At 69.4% G+C, this 22,543-nt stretch carries 17 protein-coding genes; 4 read left to right on the top strand and 13 right to left on the bottom strand.

The window, feature by feature from the left end; translation table 11 throughout:
• Positions 1-39 precede the first annotated feature (39 nt).
• Positions 40-288: a FeoA family protein gene (locus VLK61_RS23380; RefSeq protein WP_325424480.1), complete on the top strand. Its 249-nt coding sequence runs from the start codon at positions 40-42 to the stop codon at positions 286-288.
• A gap of 13 nt (positions 289-301) precedes the next feature.
• The gene (feoB, locus tag VLK61_RS23375; protein ID WP_325424478.1) at positions 302-2,173 is read left to right on the top strand and encodes a ferrous iron transporter B; all 1,872 of its coding nucleotides are present in this window, start codon (positions 302-304) and stop codon (positions 2,171-2,173) included.
• A 195-nt stretch (positions 2,174-2,368) separates the two neighbouring features.
• Here the strand turns inward: feoB and VLK61_RS23370 are convergent, their stop codons facing one another.
• From VLK61_RS23370 to VLK61_RS23360, 3 genes are read right to left on the bottom strand one after another with little or no spacing between them, the layout of a single operon-like run.
• The gene (locus VLK61_RS23370) at positions 2,369-4,174 is read right to left on the bottom strand and encodes a GGDEF domain-containing protein (RefSeq protein ID WP_325424476.1); all 1,806 of its coding nucleotides are present in this window, start codon (positions 4,172-4,174) and stop codon (positions 2,369-2,371) included.
• A 42-nt stretch (positions 4,175-4,216) separates the two neighbouring features.
• Complete coding sequence (locus VLK61_RS23365) at positions 4,217-6,466, bottom strand: putative bifunctional diguanylate cyclase/phosphodiesterase (protein WP_325424474.1); 2,250 nt, start codon at positions 6,464-6,466, stop codon at positions 4,217-4,219.
• A 15-nt stretch (positions 6,467-6,481) separates the two neighbouring features.
• On the bottom strand, positions 6,482-6,868 hold the full coding sequence (locus VLK61_RS23360) for an Hpt domain-containing protein (protein ID WP_325424472.1): 387 nt from the start codon (positions 6,866-6,868) through the stop codon (positions 6,482-6,484).
• 359 nt (positions 6,869-7,227) lie between these two features.
• On the opposite strand from VLK61_RS23360, the gene VLK61_RS23355 reads away from it, so the two are divergent.
• Positions 7,228-8,859, top strand: a complete 1,632-nt coding sequence (locus VLK61_RS23355; protein ID WP_325424470.1) for an ATP-binding protein — start codon at positions 7,228-7,230, stop codon at positions 8,857-8,859.
• Positions 8,860-8,865: 6 nt separating this feature from the next.
• On the opposite strand, the gene VLK61_RS23350 is transcribed toward VLK61_RS23355, so the two are convergent.
• From VLK61_RS23350 to VLK61_RS23340, 3 genes are read right to left on the bottom strand one after another with little or no spacing between them, the layout of a single operon-like run.
• Complete coding sequence (locus tag VLK61_RS23350) at positions 8,866-9,474, bottom strand: response regulator (protein WP_325424468.1); 609 nt, start codon at positions 9,472-9,474, stop codon at positions 8,866-8,868.
• A 58-nt stretch (positions 9,475-9,532) separates the two neighbouring features.
• Positions 9,533-13,135: a PAS domain S-box protein gene (locus VLK61_RS23345; RefSeq protein WP_325424466.1), complete on the bottom strand. Its 3,603-nt coding sequence runs from the start codon at positions 13,133-13,135 to the stop codon at positions 9,533-9,535.
• Positions 13,136-13,179: 44 nt separating this feature from the next.
• Positions 13,180-14,214 carry a PEP-CTERM sorting domain-containing protein gene (locus tag VLK61_RS23340; RefSeq protein ID WP_325424464.1) on the bottom strand — a complete coding sequence of 345 codons (1,035 nt, stop codon included), beginning with the start codon at positions 14,212-14,214 and terminating at the stop codon, positions 13,180-13,182.
• Positions 14,215-14,448: 234 nt separating this feature from the next.
• Between VLK61_RS23340 and VLK61_RS23335 the strand changes: the two genes are divergently transcribed.
• On the top strand, positions 14,449-14,826 hold the full coding sequence (locus VLK61_RS23335; protein WP_325424462.1) for a CAP domain-containing protein: 378 nt from the start codon (positions 14,449-14,451) through the stop codon (positions 14,824-14,826).
• Positions 14,827-14,830: 4 nt separating this feature from the next.
• On the opposite strand, the gene VLK61_RS23330 is transcribed toward VLK61_RS23335, so the two are convergent.
• The 7 genes from VLK61_RS23330 to flgG form a co-directional block, all read right to left on the bottom strand.
• Positions 14,831-16,021: an EAL and HDOD domain-containing protein gene (locus tag VLK61_RS23330; RefSeq protein WP_325424460.1), complete on the bottom strand. Its 1,191-nt coding sequence runs from the start codon at positions 16,019-16,021 to the stop codon at positions 14,831-14,833.
• A 33-nt stretch (positions 16,022-16,054) separates the two neighbouring features.
• A complete protein-coding gene (gene flgL, locus VLK61_RS23325; RefSeq protein WP_325424459.1) occupies positions 16,055-17,242 on the bottom strand; it encodes a flagellar hook-associated protein FlgL in 1,188 nt (395 codons plus the stop codon).
• 11 nt (positions 17,243-17,253) lie between these two features.
• The gene (flgK, locus tag VLK61_RS23320; RefSeq protein ID WP_325424457.1) at positions 17,254-19,167 is read right to left on the bottom strand and encodes a flagellar hook-associated protein FlgK; all 1,914 of its coding nucleotides are present in this window, start codon (positions 19,165-19,167) and stop codon (positions 17,254-17,256) included.
• Positions 19,168-19,197: 30 nt separating this feature from the next.
• On the bottom strand, positions 19,198-20,061 hold the full coding sequence (flgJ, locus tag VLK61_RS23315) for a flagellar assembly peptidoglycan hydrolase FlgJ (protein WP_325424455.1): 864 nt from the start codon (positions 20,059-20,061) through the stop codon (positions 19,198-19,200).
• A gap of 3 nt (positions 20,062-20,064) precedes the next feature.
• The gene (locus VLK61_RS23310; protein ID WP_325424453.1) at positions 20,065-21,198 is read right to left on the bottom strand and encodes a flagellar basal body P-ring protein FlgI; all 1,134 of its coding nucleotides are present in this window, start codon (positions 21,196-21,198) and stop codon (positions 20,065-20,067) included.
• A gap of 4 nt (positions 21,199-21,202) precedes the next feature.
• Positions 21,203-21,892 carry a flagellar basal body L-ring protein FlgH gene (locus VLK61_RS23305; RefSeq protein ID WP_325424450.1) on the bottom strand — a complete coding sequence of 230 codons (690 nt, stop codon included), beginning with the start codon at positions 21,890-21,892 and terminating at the stop codon, positions 21,203-21,205.
• Between the two features lie 23 nt (positions 21,893-21,915).
• Positions 21,916-22,543 (bottom strand): flagellar basal-body rod protein FlgG (gene flgG, locus VLK61_RS23300; RefSeq protein WP_325424448.1); only part of this gene is annotated, 628 nt, incomplete at its 5' end.

Here is a 22,543-nt window from a genome sequence, read left to right as displayed (position 1 = left end):
GAGAGAATCTCATTTACACCGCTTCCCGACGATGCCACCATGACCCTGTTGCTCGCCGACCTGCCGCTGGGCGCCCGGGCCACCGTGAGCCGTCTGTGCGGCGACCTGGCCCCGCTGGATGCGCAACAGCTGCAGCGCCTGGGTGAGCTGGGCTTCCTGCCCGGCGAGCCGGTGCAACTGATCCGCCGCGGCCCCGGTGGCCGTGAACCGCTGGCGGTGCTGGTCGGCGAAACCATGCTGGCCCTGCGTCTGGCCGAAGCCCGCTGCGTCGAAGTGACGCCCGCCTGAACCGACGCTGCCGATGTCCACTGCCACCCTGTCCTCGCCACCGCGCTGCATCGCGCTGGTCGGCAACCCGAACTGCGGCAAGACCGCCTTGTTCAACCTGCTCACCGGCGCGCGCCAGAAGGTGGCCAACTACGCCGGCGTGACGGTGGAACGCAAGCTCGGTACCGCCCGGCTGGCCGATGGCCGGACGCTCTCGGTGATCGACCTGCCCGGCACCTACAGCCTGCGGCCGGCCACGCCGGATGAGCAGGTGACGCTGGAAGTCATCGAAGGCCGGCGCGCCGGCGAGGCCGCGCCCGACGCCATCGTCGCAGTGGTCGATGCAACCAACCTTCGCATGAACCTGCGGCTGGTGCTGGAGTTGCGCCGGCTGGGTCTGCCGATGATCGTCGCGCTGAACATGGCCGATGTGGCCCGGGCGCGTGGCCTGGGCGTGGACACGGCGGTGCTGGCGCGCGAACTGGGCTGCCCGGTGGTCGAGACGGTGGCGGTGCGCCACGACGGCCATGCGGCCTTGCTGGCGCAATTGCAGCAGCAAGCTTTGCCGCCAGCGGGCACCGGCATCGCCAGCGGCACGGCGCCCCCCAGCACCGAAACCCTGCAGCGTGAAGTGCGGCGCCTGCTGAGCCTGGCCGCGCCCGGCGCGCTGACGATGCAGCGCTTCGACCTGCGCATCGATGCGGTGTTGCTGCACCCGGTGGCCGGCCTGGTGATCCTGGCCGCGCTGCTGTTCATCGTCTTCCAGGCGGTGTTCTCGTGGGCCGCGCTGCCGATGGACGCCATCAAGGCCGGCATGGCCGGGCTCGGCACGCTGGCGCAGGAGCAGATGGCCGAGGGCCCGCTGCGCAGCCTGCTGGTCGACGGCGTGATCGCCGGCGCCGGCGGCGTGCTGGTGTTCCTGCCGCAGATCCTGATCCTGTTCGCCTTCATCCTGGTGCTCGAAGACTCGGGCTACCTGCCGCGCGCGGCCTTCCTGCTGGACACGCTGATGGGCAAGGTCGGCCTGTCGGGCCGCGCCTTCATTCCGCTGCTGTCGAGCTTTGCCTGCGCCATCCCCGGCGTCATGGCCACGCGCACCATCGCCAACTGGAAGGACCGGCTGGCGACGATCATGGTCGCGCCGCTGATGACCTGCTCGGCGCGCCTGCCGGTGTATGCGCTGCTGATCGGCGCCTTCGTGCCCGAGCGCGCGGTCGGCCCCTTCAATCTGCGCGGGATGACCTTGTTTGCGCTGTATGTCGCCGGCGTGCTGTCGGCCTGCGCCGTGGCCTGGGTCTTCAAGCGGCTGTGGCTGAAGAGCCACTACCAACCGCTGATGCTGGAGTTGCCGCCCTACCGGCTGCCCGGCCTGCGCAACCTGGTGCTGGGCTTGTGGGAGCGTGCGCGCATCTTCGTGCAGCGCGTGGGCACGATCATCTTCTCGCTGATGGTGCTGCTGTGGTTCCTGTCCACCTGGCCCGGGCCGCCGGCGGGCGCCACCGGCCCGGACATCCAGTACAGCCTGGCCGGCATGATGGGCCGCGCGCTGGAAACCGTGTTCGCGCCGATCGGCTTCAACTGGCAGATCTCGATCGCGCTGGTGCCGGGGCTGGCGGCGCGCGAGGTGGCGGTGGGCGCGCTGGGCACGGTGTACGCGCTGTCGGCCGCCGGTGATGCGGTGGCCGAGAGCCTGGCGCCGGTGATCGCGCAGGGCTGGTCGCTGGCCACGGCGTTCTCGCTGCTGGCCTGGTACGTGTTCGCGCCGCAATGCCTGTCCACGCTGGTGGCGGTCAAGCGCGAGACCAACAGCTGGCGCTACCCGCTGGCGATGGCGGCCTACCTGTTCGCGCTGGCGTATGCCGCGGCCTTCGTCACCTACCGCGTCACATTGTGGTTAGGAGCCTGAAGCCATGCTGCAGCATCTGATCGTCGGCCTGCTGGTCGCGGGCTCGCTCGTTTATGTCGCCTGGGTGCTGATGCCGGTGGCCTGGCGTCAGGCGCTGGCCCGTCGGCTGGGCCGCAAGACATCGCTGCCGGCGGCGGGCTGCGGCGGTGGCTGCAGCGGTTGTTCTAGTGCACCAAGTCAGCGGCCAGGCCAGGCTCAGGAAATGCAGGTCCGGTTCTTGCCTGTGCGCTTGGCCTCGTACAAGGCTTCGTCGGCACGTTCCAGTGCCAGCTCCAGCGCCTCGCCCGGCCGATAGGCTGTCACACCGGCCGAGAAGGTGACGAACACCTCGCGGCCATCGTGCATGAACAGGCTCGCGGTGAGCTGGCGCTGCAGCCGCGTCAGCACCTGCTGCGCTTCGTCCACCGGCGTGGCCGTCAGCAGCACGACGAATTCTTCGCCGCCGAAGCGCGCCACGTGGTCCACCGGCCGCAGCCATTCCTTGACCCGCGCGGCCAGCGACTTCAGCGCCACGTCGCCGGCCGCATGGCCCAGCGTGTCGTTGAGCTTCTTGAAGTTGTCGATGTCGATCAGGCCGACCGCGAACACCGGGCCGCCCCGGTCTATGCGCGCGCGCTCGGCCTCGAAGGACTGCATCAGGCCGCGCCGGTTGGCGATCTGCGTCAGCATGTCGGTCGAGACTTCCTCGGACAGCTTGCGCAACTCGCCTTCGAGCTGGCGCACCTGGCCTTCGAGTTCGCTGGCCCGCGCATGTTCATCGGCCATGCGCTGGCGTGCGCTGGCCACCACGTCGTGCACCGCGCGCGTGTCGCCGACCAGGCCGCGGACCACCTCGGCCAGGCTCTCGATCGAATCGGCCTTCTCGATGACGTCGGCATAACCGGTCACCTTCTCGCTGAACCGGCCGGTGACCTGGTCGAGCTCGCCGAGCTCGCTGAGCATGTGCGTGATCATCGCCTTCAGCGCATCACGCGCCTTGGCCCGCTCGCTGCGCACCGAGCGCTGGCGCTCGCGCGTATCGGCCAGCAGTTCGCGCGCCGCGCGCACGGCGCGGGTGCCGGCGGTGTCGTCGAGCCGCTCGCGCAGCGCCTGGCTCTGGCCGCGGGCCCAGCTCTCGTCCTCGGCCAGCTCGGTCAAGCCGTCGGTGAGCGAGCGGCACAAGGCCATCAGTTCATCGACCAGGTGATGGCGGTGCGCGAACAGCCGGCGCGCGCGCTGGCAGACCTCGACCACCGCCTCGGCCACCACCACCGTGGCGCCTTCGGCCTGGATGCGCCGGGCCAGCAGCGCCAGTTCGTCGGCCAACTCGACCGCACGCGGCTGGTCGGTCGGCAGGCCGGCGCGCACGGCGCCTTCCAGCGCTTCGACGATGCGCGGCTGGTGATCCGGCGCGGCGGCTGAGCGCGGCGTTGCGGCGGCCACGGCCGTTGCCTGCGGCGTTTCGGCGACCGCCTCGGCCGGATCATCGTTGACCTCCACGCCGGTGTCGGCGCCATCGCCCTCCCAGGCCGCGATCAGCTGGCGCAGGCGCTGCTGCAGCCGCAGGGCATCGCTGCGGCTGGAGTCGAGCACTCTTTGCAGACTTTCTTTCTTGCGGCCGGGCGTCCATTGCCGACTGCCACGCTCCAGCGCGCGCGCCAGCTTGTCGATCAGCGTGGCCCAGGCCTGGGCCTGTGCGGCCGTGCCTTCGGCGCCGCGGTCCAGCAGGCGCTGCAGGTCGTCGTAGCGGCCTTCGAGCAGCGCGGTCGTGAGTTCCCCGCGCATGGCCACATCGTCGCTGGCCCGCGCCACCAGCCGCTCGATCAGCGGCTTCGCCCGTGCCGGCATCGTGCCTTCGGCCGGCGGCGCTTCACCCGCTTCTTCGGCATAGCAGCGCGCGAAGTTCGCCGGTGTGGGTTCGAGCTTGGACAGCGCCAGGCGCCGCAACGCGCCCTTGGCCAGACTGGCCGGTGTCTGTGCTGCGGTGACCGCCGCGGCGCCGGTACTACGGGTGACTTCCATCAGGTCTCGCAAACAACTTTCCCCCGCAGGGGACAGACCATTTCAGGGGCGCAGCAATCCGGCCGAGCGCGGCGGGTCCTGCGTGCGGTCGGCGCCAGCCTGGGCGATCCATGGCGCCTTGCGCGGCAATACCGTCTGCTGCAGCCATTTCTCGATGTCGTCCGGCGGGATCGGGCGGCTGAACAGGAAGCCCTGCATCACGCCGCAGCCCAACCGGTGTAGCACTTCCATCTGCCGCAGGTTCTCGACGCCTTCGGCGATCACGCGCAAGCCCAATGACCGGGCCAGCGCGATGATGGCCGTGACCACCGCCGAGCTCTGCGGCGTGATACCCAGTTCACGCACGAAGCTGCGGTCGATCTTGAGTTCGGAAATCGGCAGCGTCGTCAGGTAGGCCAGCGACGAATAACCGGTGCCGAAATCGTCGATCGAGATCTCGACACCGATCTCGTTGAGCCGGTGCAGCGCCGGGATCACGTTCTGAAGGTCCTTCATCAGGCCTGTTTCGGTGATCTCCAGCTGGATCGCGCGGTGCGGCACGCCATAGGTGGTGACCGACTGGTGGATGTGCTCGACCAGGTCAGAGCGCTCGAACAGCCGGTTCGGCAGGTTCACCGCGATCGAGTCGGCGAAGCCGAAGCTCACGCCCCAGGCCTTGGCCTGGCGCGCCGCTTCACGCAGCGCCCATTCGGACAAGGGCACGATCAGGCCGGTTTCTTCGGCCAGCGGAATGAAGTCGCCCGGCGGCACCAGCACGTTGCCACGCTGCCAGCGCATCAGCGCCTCGGCGCCGACCATGCGGGCCGAGCGCACGTCGATCTTCGGCTGGTAATGCAGCACCAGCTCGTTGCGCTCAATGGCCTTGTGCAGCGCACTTTCCAGCTCGAGCTTCTCGCGGCCGCGGCCGGCGAGCTGCGGGCTGTACACCGCCGACGAATTGCGCCCGGCCGACTTGGCCGAGTACATCGCCACATCGGAGTTGCGCATCATGTCGGCCACCGACAGGCCGTCGCGCGGGTACATCGCGATGCCCACCGACGCGGTGACGAAGCATTCCTGGCCGCCGACGAAGATGGGCTCGCGCATCGCATCGAGGATGCGCTGCGACACACGTTCGGCGTCGCTCTCGTCGACGACCTCGGGCAGCAGTGCGATGAACTCGTCGCCGCCCAGCCGGCCCACCGCTTCCAACGTGCGATGCGAGCGGGACCCGACGGATTCCAGCGCGCCTTCCATCACCTGGTCGGAGTGGCGCACGCAGCCGCGCAGGCGGCGCGCCACTTCGACCAGCAACTCGTCGCCACTGGCATGGCCCAGCGTGTCGTTGATGACCTTGAAGCGGTCCAGGTCGATCAGCAGCAGAGCAGCCTGATGGCCCAGGCGGCGCGCATGGTCCAGCGCGCGCTCGGTGCGCCAGATCAGCTGGCGGCGGTTCGGCAGGCCGGTGAGCGCATCGAAGTTCGCCAGATGGCGGATGCGGTCTTCGGCGACGCGCCGGTCGGTCACGTCCTGCACGATGCCGGTGTAGCCGACGCTGTGGCCGTGTTCATTGAATTCGGGCTCGGCCTCGACGTGCACGATGCGCTGGCGGCCGTCGAGCAAGGTCACCGGCACATCGATGGCCAGCACCGAGGCGTAGGTCAGCACCTCGTGCAGCACACGTGCCATGCCGCGGCGCTCGGGCGCCGGCACCATGCGCAGCAGCCGGCGCAGCGAGACGATTTCCTGCGGCAGGAAGCCGAACACGCGCAGGCCTTCGGGCGCCAGCACCAGCCCACCGGGCTGGCCGGCCGCCGGCCGCCGCCAGTCGAAGCTGCCCATGCGGGCCAGGTCTTGCGCGCGCGCCAGCTTGGTCTTGCTGCGCTCCAGTTCCTGCCGTGTGCGCGAGGAGCGCAGCAGGTAGCGCAGGCGGCCGGCCAGCAGGCTCCATTGCGTGGACTTGACGAAGAAATCGGTGGCGCCGGCCTGGTAGGCACGGGTGATCGAGGCGTCGTCGTCGAGGCCCGTCAGCATCAGCACCGGCATGTTCTCGAAGCCGGCGAAAGTGCGCAGTTCGCGGCAGGTGTCGAAGCCATCGAGGCCGGGCATCATCGCGTCGAGCACGATGACGTCGGGCGTCCAGTCGGTCAGCAGGGCCAGCGCGCGTTCACCGCTGGCGGCTTCGGTGATCTCGAAGCCACGCTCGCGCAGTGCCACCGCGGTGAGCATCAGGTTGACTTCGTCGTCATCGACCAGCAGCACCTTCGGCCGCTCGGGCGAGTCGTCGGTGTCGAAGGCGTGCGGCAGGATCATGAAGTGGGTCGGGTGTCAGGCGGACAGCATGGCTTGCACGGCCAGCGCCACACGCCGAGCTTCGGCCTGCAGCCCCTGGATGATAGGCGGCACCGCTTCGAGTTGTCCGTCGCGAATGGCCTGTTCGGCCGAGCCGCACAAACGCGACAAATCGAGCGCACCGATGCTCGCCGACGAGGATTTTAGGGTGTGGGCCGCGAGCCGCACCGCGGCGTGGTCTGAACGCTGCTGGCCATCGGCAATCTGCTGCAGCAGGCGGCCGAGTGATGCGTGGTAGGTGGACAACACACGCTGCACCAACCTGTTGGCGCCGGTGGGGTCGAGCATCGTCAGGCCCGCCAGGGCTTGGGCGTCCAGTACCGCGGCGCGGTCAGGATCGGTCTCGGGGGCAGCTTGGGTCATGAAAAGGGTCACCGGGCAAGGGTCAAGCGCCTGAACCCAATGGCGCCACAAGCCCAACGCGTTGCAAGCATGGTGCGTGCCTCACGCCGCGTCAAGACGTAAAGACCGGGTACCGCTTGTTCGGCGCCGGCCCACGCCCGGTCGGGTGCATAAGTGTGCATTTTGTTTTGCAGAGGCTGGGCAGCACAGGCGCATGCTGCTACCCAGACGGTTGGCTGTTGTTCAGGCTGTTTCGGATGTCACGCGCGGAACTTGAGGATCCAGGCAAGCCTGCGCTCGAATTTCGATGGCAGGGTGACATCGGCGCCACAGCCGGGGCGCCCGGAGCCGCCGCGATCATGCTGCCTACAATGCCCGCCATGCCGCGTGACCGCGAAGACAGCGCCTTGTCAGCCCGCCCCGGCGGCGCGGCGCTGCCGCTGGCTTTGGGCGTTGCCGCCATCGTCGCCGCCCTGCTGGCCTGGCAGCGTGAGGCCGATGGTGCATTCGCCGCGCTGGCGCTGTTGCTCACCGCGACGGCCTGCCTGCTGGCCGGTGCGCTGTGGGCCCGGCAACGCCAGCAGGCCCGCCTGCACGATGCCCGGCAGCAACAGCAGTTGCTGCTGCAGATGAGCGATGCCTGGGTCTGGCAGACCGATGCCGAGCACCGCTTGGTCCGCCTGCAACCGCCGGCCGGCGCGCCGGCTTCGTCGTGGGCCGAGGGTGCGTTCAGCGGCCAGCTGCTGTGGGAACGCTTCGCACCGGCCGACACCGGCCTGCAGGCGCGCATGCAGGCCTTTGCCGCCGTGCCCGAGTTGCGTGTGCAGCAGGCGCAGGCCCAGGCCGGCGCGTCCGGCAAGGCCAATGGCCTGCGCACCTGGCGCCTGCGCGGCCAGCCGCGCTTCGACAGCCGTGGCAGCTTTGCCGGCTACCTGGGCCTGGCCCGACCGGCCGACGAGGCCGATGCAGAAGCCGCCGAGCGCGAAGGTTTCTCCGCGCTGCTGCGCAACGGCCCGGTGGCCTTGTGCGTGGCTGGCGCGCCTGCGGCAGACGGCCGGCTGCAGCTGCAGCGCCTGAACCCCGCCGCACGCAAGCTGCTGGGCCTGGGCGACGAAGGCGGCGTCGGCCTGCCCTGGGAACAGGCGCTGGCCGGCCTGCCCGAAGGCCTGCGCCAGGGCATCCAGGCGCTGCAGCCCGGCCAGAGCGCCGAGCACGACGGCTGGACGGCCTGGCTGGCGGTGCTGGGCAGCAGCGCTGCCGGCGATGGCAGCGGCGGTGCTGCGGCGCCGCGGCGCCTGCTGGCCATCGTGCCGCGGGACGGCGACGGCGCATCGCAATTGCTGGCCGCCGAACATGCCTCGTTCAGCTACACGGTTTCGCACGACCTGCGGGCACCGATCCGCGTCGTCGAAGGCTTCACCCGCATCCTGAAGGAAGACTACGGCCACGCGCTGGACCGCATCGGCAACGACCACCTCGACCGCGTGCTCAGCGCCGCCGCGCGCATGAACAGCATGATCGACGCGCTGCTGTCGCTGTCGCAGCTGTCGACGCAGCCGCTGCAGCGCCAGCCGGTGAACCTGTCGCAGCTGGGGCAGTACGTGGTGGATGACCTGCGTCGCATGGCGCCCGAGCGCGAGGCCGAGATCCACATCGAGCCCGGCCTGGTGACGCAAGGCGACCCGACGCTGCTGCGCATGGCGCTGGAAAACCTGATCGGCAATGCCTGGAAATATTCAGGCAAGACGGCCCGCGCGAAGATCGCCTTCGAGCAATGCGAGCACGCCGGGCGCAAGGCCTTCCTGGTGCGAGACAACGGCGCCGGCTTCGACATGCGCTTCGCCGACCGCCTGTTCGGCGTGTTCCAGCGCCTGCACAGCAGCGGCGATTTCCAGGGCACCGGCGTCGGCCTGGCCTCGGTGCGCCGCATCATCCGCCGGCATGGCGGCGAGATCTGGGCCGAATCGGAAGTCGGCAAGGGCGCGAAGTTCTACTTCACCTTGCAGGCCTGAAGCGCCTCAGCTCTGACCCGGTCGGGCCAGCAGTTCCACCGCCTCGATCAAGCGCTCGGCCTGGTCACCCAGGCTGCGGCCTTCATCGGCGGCCAGCTTCTGCAGCCGTTCCAGCGCCTGGCCGCGCTGCAGCGAGTAGCGGTGCATCAGCACGCCCACGGCCATCGGCACCGCATCGGTGACCGGGTCGTTGACGGCCAGCACCGGCGGCGGTGCGCGGAACACGGCGCGCTCGGCGGCACGCGCGGCAAGGCCAGCAAAGGCGGCTTCGACGGTCGGCACGATCTGGCCGATGTCCAGCGGCTTCACGAGGTAGGCCACCGCGCCGAGTGCCCGCACCTGCTGCACCGTCTCGTCGTCGGCAAAGGCCGACAGGAACATGAACGGCGTGTGCAGGTACTCGCGCAGGTAGGCGGCAACGTCGAAGCCGCTCTTGCCTTCCATGCGGATGTCCAGCAGCGCCAGGTCGGGCTTGTGCTCGCGCGCCAGCAGGATCGCGTCGTCGCCGTTGTCGGCATCGATCACGTCGTAGCCGGCCTGCGCCAGCCCGTGGCTCACCGTGGCCAGCACCAGCCGGTCGTCGTCCACCACCAGAATCTTGCCCTTGTCGGCCATCCGTACATCCCCAACGCCAAGCCTGCGGGATTGTCGCCGATGCATCGCCAGCGGCCCGCTACAAAGGCTCCAACACCGTCACGCTCGGCGGCACCAGCACCACGGTGGCCTGCACCTCGGCGCCCACTTGCAGCAGCGACAAGGTGGCCGTGCGCCGCGGCAACAAGGCCCGCACCAGCCCCAGCCCGGAGACGCCCGGCGGCACCTGCGCCAGGCTGAAGCCGGCGCGCAGCAGGCCGAGGTTGGCCACCGTGATGTTGACGCTGACCTCGTCGCAGCGCAGCACGCAGCGCACCGGGCCCGGCTGGCCATGCTTGATGGCATTGGTCAGCAGTTCGTTGACGGTGAGCGCGATCGGGATCGATTCGGCCTCCGGCAGCGCAAAGCGGTGCGCCGGCTGGCCCTCGGCCTCGACGCTGATCGTGCGGCCGAAGGTGCGCTGCACCGAAGCGGTGATGGCCTCCAGCAGCGGCTTGATGCGCAGGGGGCCGGACACGCCGACCTGCAGGCCGTGCACCTGCGCAATCGCCTGCACCTGGCCCACCGCTTCGCTGATCAGCGCGGCCACCTCGGGCCGGCGCACCGCCGTCTGCTGCAGCAGCCCGGCCACACCTTGCAAGTTGTTCTTGATGCGGTGGTGCACTTCCTTGACCAGCATTTCGCGCTGCGACACCGCGGCGTCGAAGCGCGCCTGCTCGGCCGCGCGCTGCTCGGAGACATCGCTGGCCACCAGCAGCAGCTGTGGCTCGCCTGTCGATTCCAGGGACACGATGCGCACATCCCAGATCCGGCGTTCGCCGGCACCATCGGTGCGGTGCTGTTCGCGGCGCAGCACCTCGGTCTGCTCCAGCGCGTGCTGCAGGTCCTTGTGCAGCGCCTGGGCATCGACATGCGAGAACCATTCCTCCGGCACGCGCCCCAGCACCGCTTCGACCGGGTGGCCGAAGAACATCGCGGCCATGTGGTTCAGGCGCAGCACGCGGTGCGTGGCGGCATCGAACAGCGCGATGGCCAGCGGCGCCGTCTCGATGATGCGCTGCAGCGAGGCCTGGGCCTGCGCGATGCTGATCTCGGCCTGGCGCCGTCGCTCGATGTCGAGCAGCGCGAAGGTGATCTGGCTGCCGGTCTGCTCGCGCCCGGTGACCACCGCATTGCCGACGACCCAGAACTCGCGGCCATCGCGCCCGCGCAGCTTGCACTCGAAGGTCTCGGCCTGGCCTTCTTCCAGCGACTTCAGGTAATGCGTGGCGCGCAGCGGATGCTCGGCGTCGGCCGTGGCGACGATGGCGATCGGCTCGCCGACGAAATCGGCCAGCTCGCCGCCGAACATGCGGCGCGCCGAGCGGTTCATCCATTCGATGCCGGTGTCGCCGACGGTGACGATGCCGACCAGCACCGAATCGAGGATCGCCCGCGTGCGCTCGGCCTGCAGCTGCACCGCTTCGCGCGCACGGCGGCGTTCGTCGATGTCGACATACGAGCAGATCAGCCCGGCCTCCGGCGCCTGCTCGTCGACACTGCGCTTGCTCACCTGCACCCAGGCCAGCCGGCCGTCGCGCCGGCGCATGCGGCGCTCGCCGCGCCACAGGCCGGACTGCGCCAGCGCGCCGTCCTGCTGCGCACGCAGGCTCTCGAACACGTCGTCGTTCTCGAACAGCCGGTACAGCGGCAGTTGCGCCAGCGCCTCCACGGTGTAGCCGGCGAGCCGCGCCATCGCATCGTTCGCCCGCTCGATGCGCCCACCGCGAACGTAGGCAATGCCGACGTCGGACAGGCTGAACATCAGCTCGCGCTCGCGGGCCAGCGCTTCGAGCTCGGCCTGCTGGGCCTTCAGGCGCGAGATGTCGGTCAGCACCGCCACCGCTTCGGCTTCACCGCCACCGGCGGCCGCACGTGAGACCGAGATCGCGAGCCAGGTGTCGCGCACTGCAAACTCGATCTCGAAGCGGCCATCCTCGGCCAGCGCCTGGCGCAGCAGCGCCTGCACCGCCGGCTGGCCGCTGAACACGTCGCCGATCGACGCGCCCGCGCTGCCGCCCTCGGGCAGCTCCAGCAGGGTTTCGAAGCGACGGTTGCAGCGCACCAGCTGCTCGCCGCGCAGGTAGGCGATGCCGGCGGTCGTGCCATCGAGGATGGTCGACAGTTCGCGCAGCAACTGCTCGCTGCGGCGGTGGGCTTCTTCCTGATCGGTGATGTCCAGCGTGACGACCGACAAGGCCGTGCGCCCGCCGGTCAGTTCACCGGGCTCCACCCGCGTCAGCAGCCAGCGCTGCCCCATGTCCGGCAGCTGCACCGCATAGCGCACCTGCGCGCGCTGGCCTTCGCGCAGCGCACGCTGCAGGCGATCGAACTCCTCCATCGACGCCGCATCCACCTGGTCGCGGCCGATGGACTGCAGCCCGGCCTGCATGCCGGCCGGCGCGCTGCCCGGCTGGCTGTTGCGCTGGCTGCCGCGGCTCTTCAACCATCCGCGCGAGACCTCGTAAGTGGCCACGCCGACGCCGGCGGTGTCCATCAGCGCGCCGATCTCCAGCTGCGCCAAGTCACGTTCGTCTTCCAGGCTGCGGTCTTCGACCACCGCCATCACGCGCACCTGGCCGGCATCGGTGCGGAAGGCCCGCAGCCGCGAGCGCAGGCGCAGCCGGCGGCCATCGGGCAGGGCCAGGCCACCGCGTACTTCGAGTGCTGGCGCATCGGTGCGCAGCGCGGCGTGCGGGCCGTCGCCTTCCCAGGCCAGCAGCTGGCACAGGTCGGCCGGCGCGTCGCGCAGCATCACCGGCGTGCGGCCGACCAGCGATTCGAAGGCCGCGTTGCTGCGCACGATCAGCCCGGACGGGTCGTAGACCAGCATGCCGATGGGGCTCAGGTCGAACCAGTGCTCGAGTTCGTGCACCGAGCGGTCGGCCTGTTGCTGGGCGGCGTGCTCCAGCGTCACGTCGTGCAGGATGGCCAGCAGCAGCGGCTGGCCATCGTCGGCACTGACCCAGCGCGGCGCAAAACGGAACCAGCGCGGCTGGCGCTGGGCATCGATCAGGCAGCGCTCGAGCGCGAAATCGGGCTGGCGGCCTTCTTGCAGCGTGGCCAGCAGCTGCTGGCGCGAGGCCCGCATCGCCTCGTGCTCGGCCTCGGGCGCAAACTCCATCGGGTCGCGGCCCAGCAGCTGCGACGGCTGCCGGCCGAAGGCCTCGCAATACGCCCGGTTGGCGGCGACGATGCGGAAATCGGAGGTCTGCACCGTCATCGGCTGCGGCGCGTCCCACAGCAGCTTGACCACATCGCTGGTGGCGCCCGGCGGCAGCTGCGACTCGATGGCAGCACGGCCGGTACCGACCCGCGCCCGCAGCATGCGGCCGCCGCCGGTGACCACTGACAGCACCAGCTGCAGCGGCTTGCCGTCGGACAGCCGGACCTGCCAACGCCCCTCACCGGACACCGCCGTCAGCGCGACGAGCAGGTTGGCGCGTTCGGGCTCGGCGATCTGCGACAGCGCCGGGGCGGCGTCCTGCCCGGGCTCGCAGCCGAGCACGCGCATCGCCATGTGGTTGCAGTAGCTGACGCGGCGCCGGTTGTCGAACAGCAGGATCGGGTCGTCAATGCCATCGAGCAGCGCGGTGAGCTGGGCATGCGAAGGCATCGCCTGAGGGCGGGACAGCACGGACATCGGCCCAGTTTAAGCCGCGGCCACCGGCCGCCCGGTGCCGGAGATCAGTCGTTACGAGCGGCCTGCGAGCGTCGGCGCGACCACAGCGCCGCCGCGCCGGCACCGAGCAGGCCGGCCAGCACGCAGGCCAGCGTGCCGGGCTCGGGCACGGTGCGCACGGCAGGGTCGTCGGCCTGGTCGGCGGCCAGCAGCAGGGCCGGTGCGTCATGCGCTGTTTCGGCCAGCACCGGCAGCCCCACCCGCTTGCGGCCGCGCTCCATGCGGGCGCCCAGCACCGAGACATTGCCGCAGACGTCCGGCACCATCACCGAGTACAGGTTGCCGCGCTTGTCGGCCGCTTCATAGAGGCTGGCGCGCTCGACATGGCCCGCCTTGAAGTTGACCCGGGTGTTCACGCACAGCGTCTTGCCATAGGTCATCGCCACGTTGCGCGGCTCGAATTCGCGCTGATCTCGCTGCGTGCGGATGCCGGCGTTGGTGATCTCCACGCGGTCATCGAGCTGGCCGGCCTTGACCTTCATCGCAATGCGCTGCACCACTTCAGGCGGCAGCTTGGCGGTGACCAGTGCTTCTTCCGCCGTGCCGCGATAGGGGTTGCTGCCCGGGCGGCCCCAGGCGCAGCCCTGGCGCAGCGACAGTCGCTGCAGCTCGGGCGCAGCCGTGTCCTGGGCCTTCAGCAGCGGGTGTTGCGGGTTCAGGCTCACGCCTTCATGGTGACCGCCCGGGGGCAAGGCCTGTGCAGGCGCACGGGCCTGCGCCAGCCAGGACGGGTTGAAGCCCAGCAGCGCCACCACCGCCAGCGCGGCGCCGGCCAGGCCGGCCAGCACCACCGGCGCCGCGCGGCGCAAACCAGTGGCCGCCTTCTCGCCGGCCACCAGCACGGCGGGCTTGCTGCGCTGGCCGCTGGGCTGGCGCGGCAGCAGGCCCTGCCAGGTGCAGGACGCGCTGCTGCACTGGTAGCGCCGCATCGCCATCGCAAAGCGCCCGCCGCGATCCGTCTCGCTGCGCGGCACGCGATGAATCGGCGCTGCGCACTCGGGGCAGTTGCTGCGGCGGTCGTCCTGGTCGTACAGGTACATGGTCGATGTGCCAGGTCTGGGCCCGCGAGGGCCAGGGGCGCAGCCGGACATCGGCTACGCAGGGTTCATGCTGTTTTCGGCATGCGGAACCGAAGGTTGAGCCCCGCACATGCGGGGCCCGGTGGCGTGACGAATTGCCGGGCGCCGCGAGGCCGCCCTGCGCCACACTGCGGGCCCATGCCGCAGCCCTTCCGCCCGCTAGTTGCCACCTTGCTGCTGGCCGCAGCCGCATCGATGCCCGCCCGCGCAGCCTCGGATGCCGACTACGCCGACCGCGTGCTGGCCACGCTGAACGCCTACCGTCAGAGCCAGGGCTTGCCGGTGCTGAAAGTGTCCGCGGCGCTGGCCGCGCTGGCAGCCGAACACAGCACGACGATGGCTGCGCGCGGGAAACCCAGCCACGATGGTTTTGCCGGCCGCTTCGAGCGCACCAGCGGCACGCTGTGTGTCGAGAACGTGGCCCAGGGCTTCAAGATCCCCGAGCAGGTGCTGATCGGCTGGAAGCGTGTGTCCACCCACCACCGCAATGTGCTGGAGCCGCGCGTCGGCTACGTCGGTGTCGTCGCCGACGGCCTGTTCGTCACCTACTTCGCCTGCGACGAACCGCGCTGAGTGCTCAGTCGAGCTGACGCGCCGCTGCCAGCGCGCGCAGCACCGCGCGGTTGACCTCGGCCACGGCCAGGAACATCGTGTCGGCGGCGGTGCGGATGTCGTAGATCGAGGCCGACTCGATGGCCCGCACCATTTCCAGGTACGGGAAGTACGGCCCGTCGTCATCGACCAGCGCGGCACGCACGCCTTCGGGCACCGGGATCGTGCGCAGCAGTTCGTCGAAGGGCTGGCGCATCATGCGGTCGAGCAGCGAGAACACGCCGCAGATGAAGAGTTCGCCGCGCTTGTCGGGGTCACCGTGCTCGCGCACCAGCTCTTCCATCAGCAGGCCGCGACGCACCGCCGCGTAGATCACCGGCTTCATGTTGACGTCGCGGCTGGCCGAGGCCAGCAGCAGCGCCAGCCAGCGCTTCAGGCGCTGGTAACCCAGCAGCATGATGGCGTGGCGGAACGAGGTGATCTCGACCGACAGGCCGAAGGCCGGCGAGTTGATGTAGCGCATCAGCTTGAAGGCCATCGTCGGGTCGTTCTTCATCACCGCTTCGAGGCGCTCCACCGGCTCCTGCCGGTCGACGCGGTTGATCAGCTCGACGATGGCCTGCAGGTCCGGCTGCGCCGCCGATTTGCCGCTGGCCACCACCGCATCGTCGATCGGCCAGCCCAGCACCGCGATGGCGCCGCGCGCGAAGGCGTCGTTCATCTGCACCAGCGTGCGCACCTCGCCCTGCACATGCGGGATGTTGCGCGACACGCCGCCGGGCGCCGGCTGGCCGTCGCGCCGCTCGTCGGACAGATCGATGACCGAGTACGCGAAACACGGCAGCGCATCGCGCGGCAGCGGCGTGCGCGGCCGGCCCTTGATCAGCAGCGTGTTGCCGCGTGCGTGCAGCGCCTGCAGCGCCTCGGTGTGGGCGATGTCAGCGGCCATGAAGGCCGGCACCTCGACCATCATGTTCAGCGGCAGTTCGGTCTGCAGCAGGTCCTGCAACAGGGTCTCGCCGACGATGTTCAGCGACACCCGCCCGGCATCGGCCGGCCAGGTCTCGGCCATCGCGGCCAGCAGGTCGCCGGCCTTGGGCGTGGCATCCTGCCGGGCCGGGAAGACCGTCACGCGCACGGCGGTTACCACACGGTGGCGGTCGATCATCGGCGAGTAGCCCAGGGCCACCTGGCCCAAGACAGGGTGTGAAGTCATCGGTTGAATCTGCCCCGGTTCATCGTGCGCAGCTTACTTGAGGTAGTCGAACAACGACATGCTTTGCACCATCGAATAGCTTTGCAAAGCGGCCTGGTAGCTGGTCTGCTTGTTCTGGAAGTCCGACACGGCCTGCACCATGTCCAGATCCTCGGCATCGGACTGTACCGATTTGGCCCACAGATCACGATCCTGATTGCGGTCGTCGATGCTGTCCAGCCGGCTCAGTGTGGCGCCGGCCACGGAACGGGCAGCCTGGAACTGGCTCATCGCCGCATCCACGTCGCGCACGCCGTTGCTCACCGCCTGGGCCACGGCACCTTTGTTGGCGTTCGGGTTGTTCAGCACCGCGATGGCCCGGTCCAGCGCCTCGAAGGGGTCCAGGTCCACGGTCGACGGGGTGATGTTGAAGACATCGCCATCGGCCGGTGCGCCGCCGAACTTCAGCGCCATGCCGTCGACGGTGATGGTGCCGCCGTCGATGTAGTTGCCGGTCTGGCCGGTGGGATTCACCGTGTAGGTGGTGACGCCGGCGGCGACGCTGAAGGTGACGTCGTAGGTGCCGCCGGTCAGCAAGGAGGGGTCGACCACGCCGCCCGGCGCGATGTAGCCCGAGCCGGTGTTGGTGGCGGCCGCGTCGGTGACGAACACGCCGTTGCCGCTGCGGATGCTGAGCCACAGCGCCTCGCCGTCCACCGAGGTCGGCATCTGCTCGCTGACCGACAGCTGGCCCTGGCCGCCGGTGCCGCCGAAGACCACGCCGGCCGGTGAATCGAGGAAGGGCTGCGAGTTGGTGCCCTGGCCGCCGAAGATGAAGCCGCCGGCGCCATCGGTCTGGTTGGCCACCGCCAGCAACTGGCCGCGCAGCTGGGTCAGCTGCACCGCCAGCGCTTTGCGCTCGCCGGCGCTGTAAGTACCGTTGCCCGAGGCCAGCAAGGATTCACGGGCCGATTGCAACAGGTCACCGGCCTGCCCGAGACCGGACTCCACCAGCGCCATCGCGTTGCGGCTGACCGATACCGAGCGCTGCTCGGCGGTGATGCGCTGCTGCGAGATGAAGGCGCGTTCGGCGCGCGCCGCGGCGGTGGGATCGTCGCTGGGCAGGTTGACTCGCTTGCCGCTGGTCATCTGCATCTGCGCGCGGCTCATCTCGGCCTGGCGCGCCTGCAGCGTGCTGATCGCCGTTTCATACCGGCTGCTGTTCGACACCCGCATGCTCATGTGAAATCTCCTTAGCGTCCGCCGAGCTGCAGCAGCGTGTCCATCATGCTCTGCGCCGTCTGCAGCATCTTGGCGGCGGCCTGGTAGGACTGCTGGAACTGGATCAGCCGGGCGGCCTCTTCGTCGAGGTTGACGCCGACCTCGCTGGTCAGCGCCTCGTTGGCACGCGAGGCCACTGCCGCGCTGGTGTCGGCCGCGGCGGCTGCGCCCTGCACCCGCACGCCGACCGACGACAAGGTCTCGGCATAAGCATCGGTGAGGGTCTGGCCGTCGACCAGCATCTGCGAGGACATGCTGTCGAAGGCCAGCGCATTGCCGTTGCTGGCGTTCGGGTAAGTGGTCGGATTGATCGAAAAGCTGTCGCCATTGGCCGGCACGCCGTTCAGGTTCAGCGCAAAGCCGTCGTAGGTGATCGCCGCGCCGGCGGTCCAGGTGCCGGTGGCCAGCACCGCGCCGCCGCCGTCGAGGATCGAATAGTCGCCGGTGGCGCTGGTGAAGCTCAGCGTCATCGCCACATAGGGCGAGACCGGCGCGGCGGTGATGGTCAGCGAACTGATCGACGCGGTGCCGGTGTTGGCCGCCGCGGCCGAGGCCATCAGCGGGCTGGCCGCGGCAATGCCGCGCGGGTTGGACAGTGCGGTGGCCGCGCCCATGGCCGCCGTGCTCACCGGTTTCAGCAGGTAGCGGTCGCCGGCCTGCGGCGGCGGCGCGCCCAGCGTGAAGCTGAAGCCGTCGACCGCGTCGCCATCGTTGAGGCCCGAGAAGGTCTGCCCATCGGACAGCCGCGTGATCATGAACTGGCCGGCGCTGGCCGGATCTTCTTCGAGCGTGTATTCGCTGGCCTTCAGCTGCCGCGAATCAGTGATCGCCAAAGCGACCGAGCCGACGGGCAGCCCGCCCGCGTCCACCACGTTGCCGTCGTGCGGCATCGCCACCGGCGCACCGGCACGGAACATCGGCCCGCCGGCGACGCCGGAGAGGTCGATGCCGAAGGACTGCTGCTCGTTCACCGCCGTCGTCAGGCTGGCCACCATCTGGCCCAGCCGGTTGCGCGCATCGATCAGGTCGCTGTCCTGGAACCGCATCAAGCCCGCAATGGAGCCGGCCCCCAGCGACGAGGTGGCCAGCGGCGTGACGTTGCCGGCGACCGAGATGCCGACCGACGCGCGCGACGGATCGTAGTCGTCCTGCCGCGCCACCAGCTTGTTCGACAGCCCGCCCAGCACCAGGCTCTGGCCGCCGCCGATGAAGACGCTGATGCTGCCGTCGTTGGCCTGGATGGTCTGCACCTCGATCTTTTCGCTGATCCGGCTGATCAGCTGGTCGCGGCTGTCCATCAGGTCGTTCGGCGTGTGGCCGGTGGCCAGCGCGCCGGCGATCTTGGCATTCAGGTCGGCCACGCCCTTGGCCATCTCGTTGACATCGGCCACCGAGTTGCGGATGTCGCTGAAGACGTTCTGCTGCAGCATCTCGATCTGGTCGCTGTTCGAGCGGGCCAGCGAGGCAAAGTCCTCGGCACGCGCGATCACCGCCTGCCGGGCCGACATGTCGCCGGGCGCCGCGGCCAGTTCTGAGAAGGAATTGAACAGCTGCGTGGCGGCATAGCCCAGGCCGCCGGCACCGGTGCCGAACACCTTCTCCAGCTGCTGCAGCATGCTCAGGCGCGCCGCGTCGCCCGATGCGGTGGCCTTGGTGGCCGCCGCCTGCGCGGTGAGGAACATGTTGCTGGCACGGGTGACGGTCTGCACCGTGACGCCGCGGCCGAAGTAGCCCGAGCCGGTGTACTGCCCTTGCGTCGTGCCCAGGATCACCTGCTGGCGCGAATAGCCCACGGTGCTGGCATTGGCGATGTTCTGCCCGGTGGTCTGCAGTTGGGCATAGGCCGCGAACATCGCGCGCGTGCCCAGTTGCATCAGCATCGACATGGTGTCAGCTCCTCAAACCTTCTCGGGCGATCAGGCCAGGCCACGTTGCAGGCGCAGCGTGGTGTTGATGACGCGGCCGAGCTTGTCGGCATACGCCGGGTCGGTGGCGTAGCCGGCCTTCTGCAGGCCCTGCGCGAAGCCCTTGGCATCGGCGCCCGAGGCCACCACGTTCTGGTAGCGCGGGCTGTCCTTCATCAGCTTGGCATAGTCCGCAAAGGACTCGGCATGGCTGGCATAGGCGCGGAACTTCTGCACCATCTTCTGCGGCCGGCCGCCGACGTATTCGGTGGTCGTGACATCCACCGTCGCGCCGGTCCAGTTGGCGCCGGCCTTGATGCCGAACAGGTTGTTCGAGTTGGTGCCGTCGCGGCCGATGATTTCCTTCTTGCCCCAGCCGGTTTCGTGGGCCGACTGCGCGATCATGAACGCGGCCGGAATGCCGGTCTGCGCCTCGGCGGCCTGCGCGGCCTGGGTGTGTTGCTGCACGAAGCCGGCGGCGCTCTTCTCGGGAATCTTCGGCGTGCTGTTGGGCTGGCTGACCAGCGGCAGGCTGGTATTGGCCGGTTTGGCGCTCGGGATCGGGCCGGGCGACAGGCCCATCTGCCGTTCCAGCTGCCTGGCGATGATGTCGGCCAGGCCGCCGGGCTGGCCGCTCACTTTGTTGGCCAGCTGCGCATCGAGCATCTCGGTGCCGAGCTTGGTCGATTCGTTGTCCATCATGCCGCTGGACATGCTGGCCGAACGCATGCTTTTCAGCAGCTCGTTCATGAACAGCGATTCGAACTGCTTGGCCGCATCCCGCACCGCCGCCTTCGGATCCTGCGCGGCATTGCGGCGCAGCGATTCGAGGCCGCGTGAATCAGTGGCCAGCGAGGTGGTGGGGATGGCAGCCATGGCTTAAATCACTTCCAGTTCGGCTTTCAAGGCACCGGCGCTCTTCATTGCTTGAAGAATCGCCAGCAGGTCCTGCGGCGTGGCGCCCAGCGAGTTCAGCGCCTTGACCACGTCCGACAACTTCGCGCCGGCCGGCAGCTGGATCAGCGAGCCGCCCTGCTGCGTGATGGCGATGTCGGTCTTCTCGGTGACCACCGTCTGGCCTTGCGGCGACAGCGGCGACGGCTGGCTGATCACCGGTGTGGAGCTGATCGTCACCGACAGCGAACCATGCGCCACCGCGCATTCGGCCAGCGTCACCGATTCGTTCATCACCACCGAGCCGGTGCGCGCGTTCATCACCACCCGCGCCGCCGGCTTGGCCAGCGTGACGGGCAGGTTCTCGATGTCGGCGATGAAGCCGACCATGTCGTTCTGATCGGCCGGCAACTTGACCTTGACGACGCGGCCATCCACCGCCTGCGCACTGCCGGCGCCCTTGGCTTCGTTGATCGCACCGGCCACCGCGCGGGCGGTGTTGAAGTCGTTGGCGTTCAGGTCCAGCTGCAGCACACCGCCCTGGCCCAGCGGTGTCGGCACCGCGCGTTCGACCGTCGCCCCCTCGGGCAATCGGCCCGCGGCGAGGTGGTTGATCTGCACCTTGGAGCCACCGGCCGAAGCGCCGGCACCACCGACGATGACATTGCCCTGGGCCATCGCGTAGATCTGGCCATCGGCGCCTTTCAGCGGCGTGGCCACCAGCGTGCCGCCGCGCAGGCTCTTGGCATTGCCGACGGAAGAGACATTGATGTCGATGCGCTGGCCGGGTTGCGCAAACGCCGGCAGCTCGGCGGTGATCAGCACCGCGGCGACGTTCTTCGGCTGCATCTGCGTGCCCGGCGGCACCGCCACGCCCATCTGCTGCAGCATCGCGGCCAGGCTTTGCGGCGTGAACGGCGCCTGCGTCGACTGATCGCCGGTGCCATCGAGGCCGACGACCAGGCCGTAGCCGGTGAGCTGGTTGCTGCGCACGCCTTGCACGCTGGCCAGCTCCTTGATGCGCGCCGCATGCGCCGGCCACCAGACGGCGGCGCTGGCGATGAACAGCGCCGCGGTGACCACCCAGCGAAGGGCGCGATCCGGATTGAATTTCTTCATGGCATCAGATCGGCATCAGGGTCAGGAAGAAGCGCGACAGCCAGCCCATGGACTGCGCCTCGGCCTGCTGGCCGCGGCCGCGCTGCTCGATGCGCACGTTGGCGATCTGCGTGCTCAGCACGCTGTTGCCCGGCGCGATGGAGCGTGGGTCGATCTGGCCGGAGAAGCGCAGCACGTCGACATTGGCATTGACGCCAATCTGCTTCTCGGCCGAGACCACCAGGTGGCCGTTCGGCAGCACCTGCACCACGGTGGCGGTGATGGTGCCGGAGAAGTCGTTGCTGCTCTCGGTGACGCCCTTGCCGGCGAAGGTGTTGCTGTTGCTGCCGGCGGCGCCCATGCGCGCCAGGCGAGCGGCCTTGACGCCGGGCAAGGCGGTGAGGCTGGCATCGATCTCGCCGCTCTTGTCCACCGAGCTGGTGGCCTTTTGCGTGGCGGTGATCTTTTCGGCGATCTGCACCATCAAGGTGTCGCCGACCAGGCGGGCACGGTGGTCTTCGACCAGCGGGCGGTAGCGGTCGGCCTGGAAGATGGCGCCGGTCGGCGCAGCGGCCACCGGCGCGGGCGCCGGCTTGGCCGTGGTCGGCTGGATGACATCGACGTCCGGCACGCGCTGGATCGCGGCGCAGCCGGCGCCCAGCGCCGCGGCGCACAGCAGCAGGGGGGTGGTCAGGCGGGTGAAGCTGATCGTCATGGCGCGTTGAACTCGGCGGGGTGTCACAGTTGCGCCAGCTTCTGCAGCATCTGGTCGGAGGTCTGGATCGCCTTGGAGTTGATCTCGTAGGCGCGCTGGGTCTGGATCATCGTGACCAGCTCCTCGACCATGTTCACGTTGCTGCTCTCGACGAAGTTCTGCGCCAGCGAGCCCAGGCCGTTGGCGGTGGGTGCGCCGGTGTTCGGGTTGCCGGACGCGGCCGTCTCGGTGAACACGTTCTCGCCGCGCGGGTCCAGCCCGGCCGGGTTGACGAAGCTGGCCAGCTGGATCTGCCCCAGCGACTGCGGCGCGGTCTGGCCCGGCAGCGTCACCGACACCGTGCCGTCGGCCGAGATGTTGACGGCCTGCGCGGTGGCCGGCACGGTGATGCCGGGCTGCAGCACATAGCCGTTCTGCGTGACGATCTGGCCCTGGCCGCTGATCTGGAACGAACCGTCACGCGTGTAGCCGGTGGTGCCGTCGGGCATCTGCACCTGGAAGAAGCCATGACCCTTGATGGCCACGTCCAGCGAGTTGCCGGTGCTCTGCAGGTTGCCCTGCGAGAAGTTGCGCGCCATGCCGACGGCGCGCGTGCCCAGGCCCATCTGCAGGCCGGTGGGCAGCGTGCTCTGCTCGCTGGTGTTGGCACCG

This window comes from Aquabacterium sp. (assembly GCF_035476535.1).
In the GTDB taxonomy this organism is placed as follows: domain Bacteria; phylum Pseudomonadota; class Gammaproteobacteria; order Burkholderiales; family Burkholderiaceae_C; genus Pseudaquabacterium.
The sequence above is the reverse complement of the archived record's forward strand: the minus strand, read 5'-3'. Positions and strand labels throughout refer to the sequence as shown.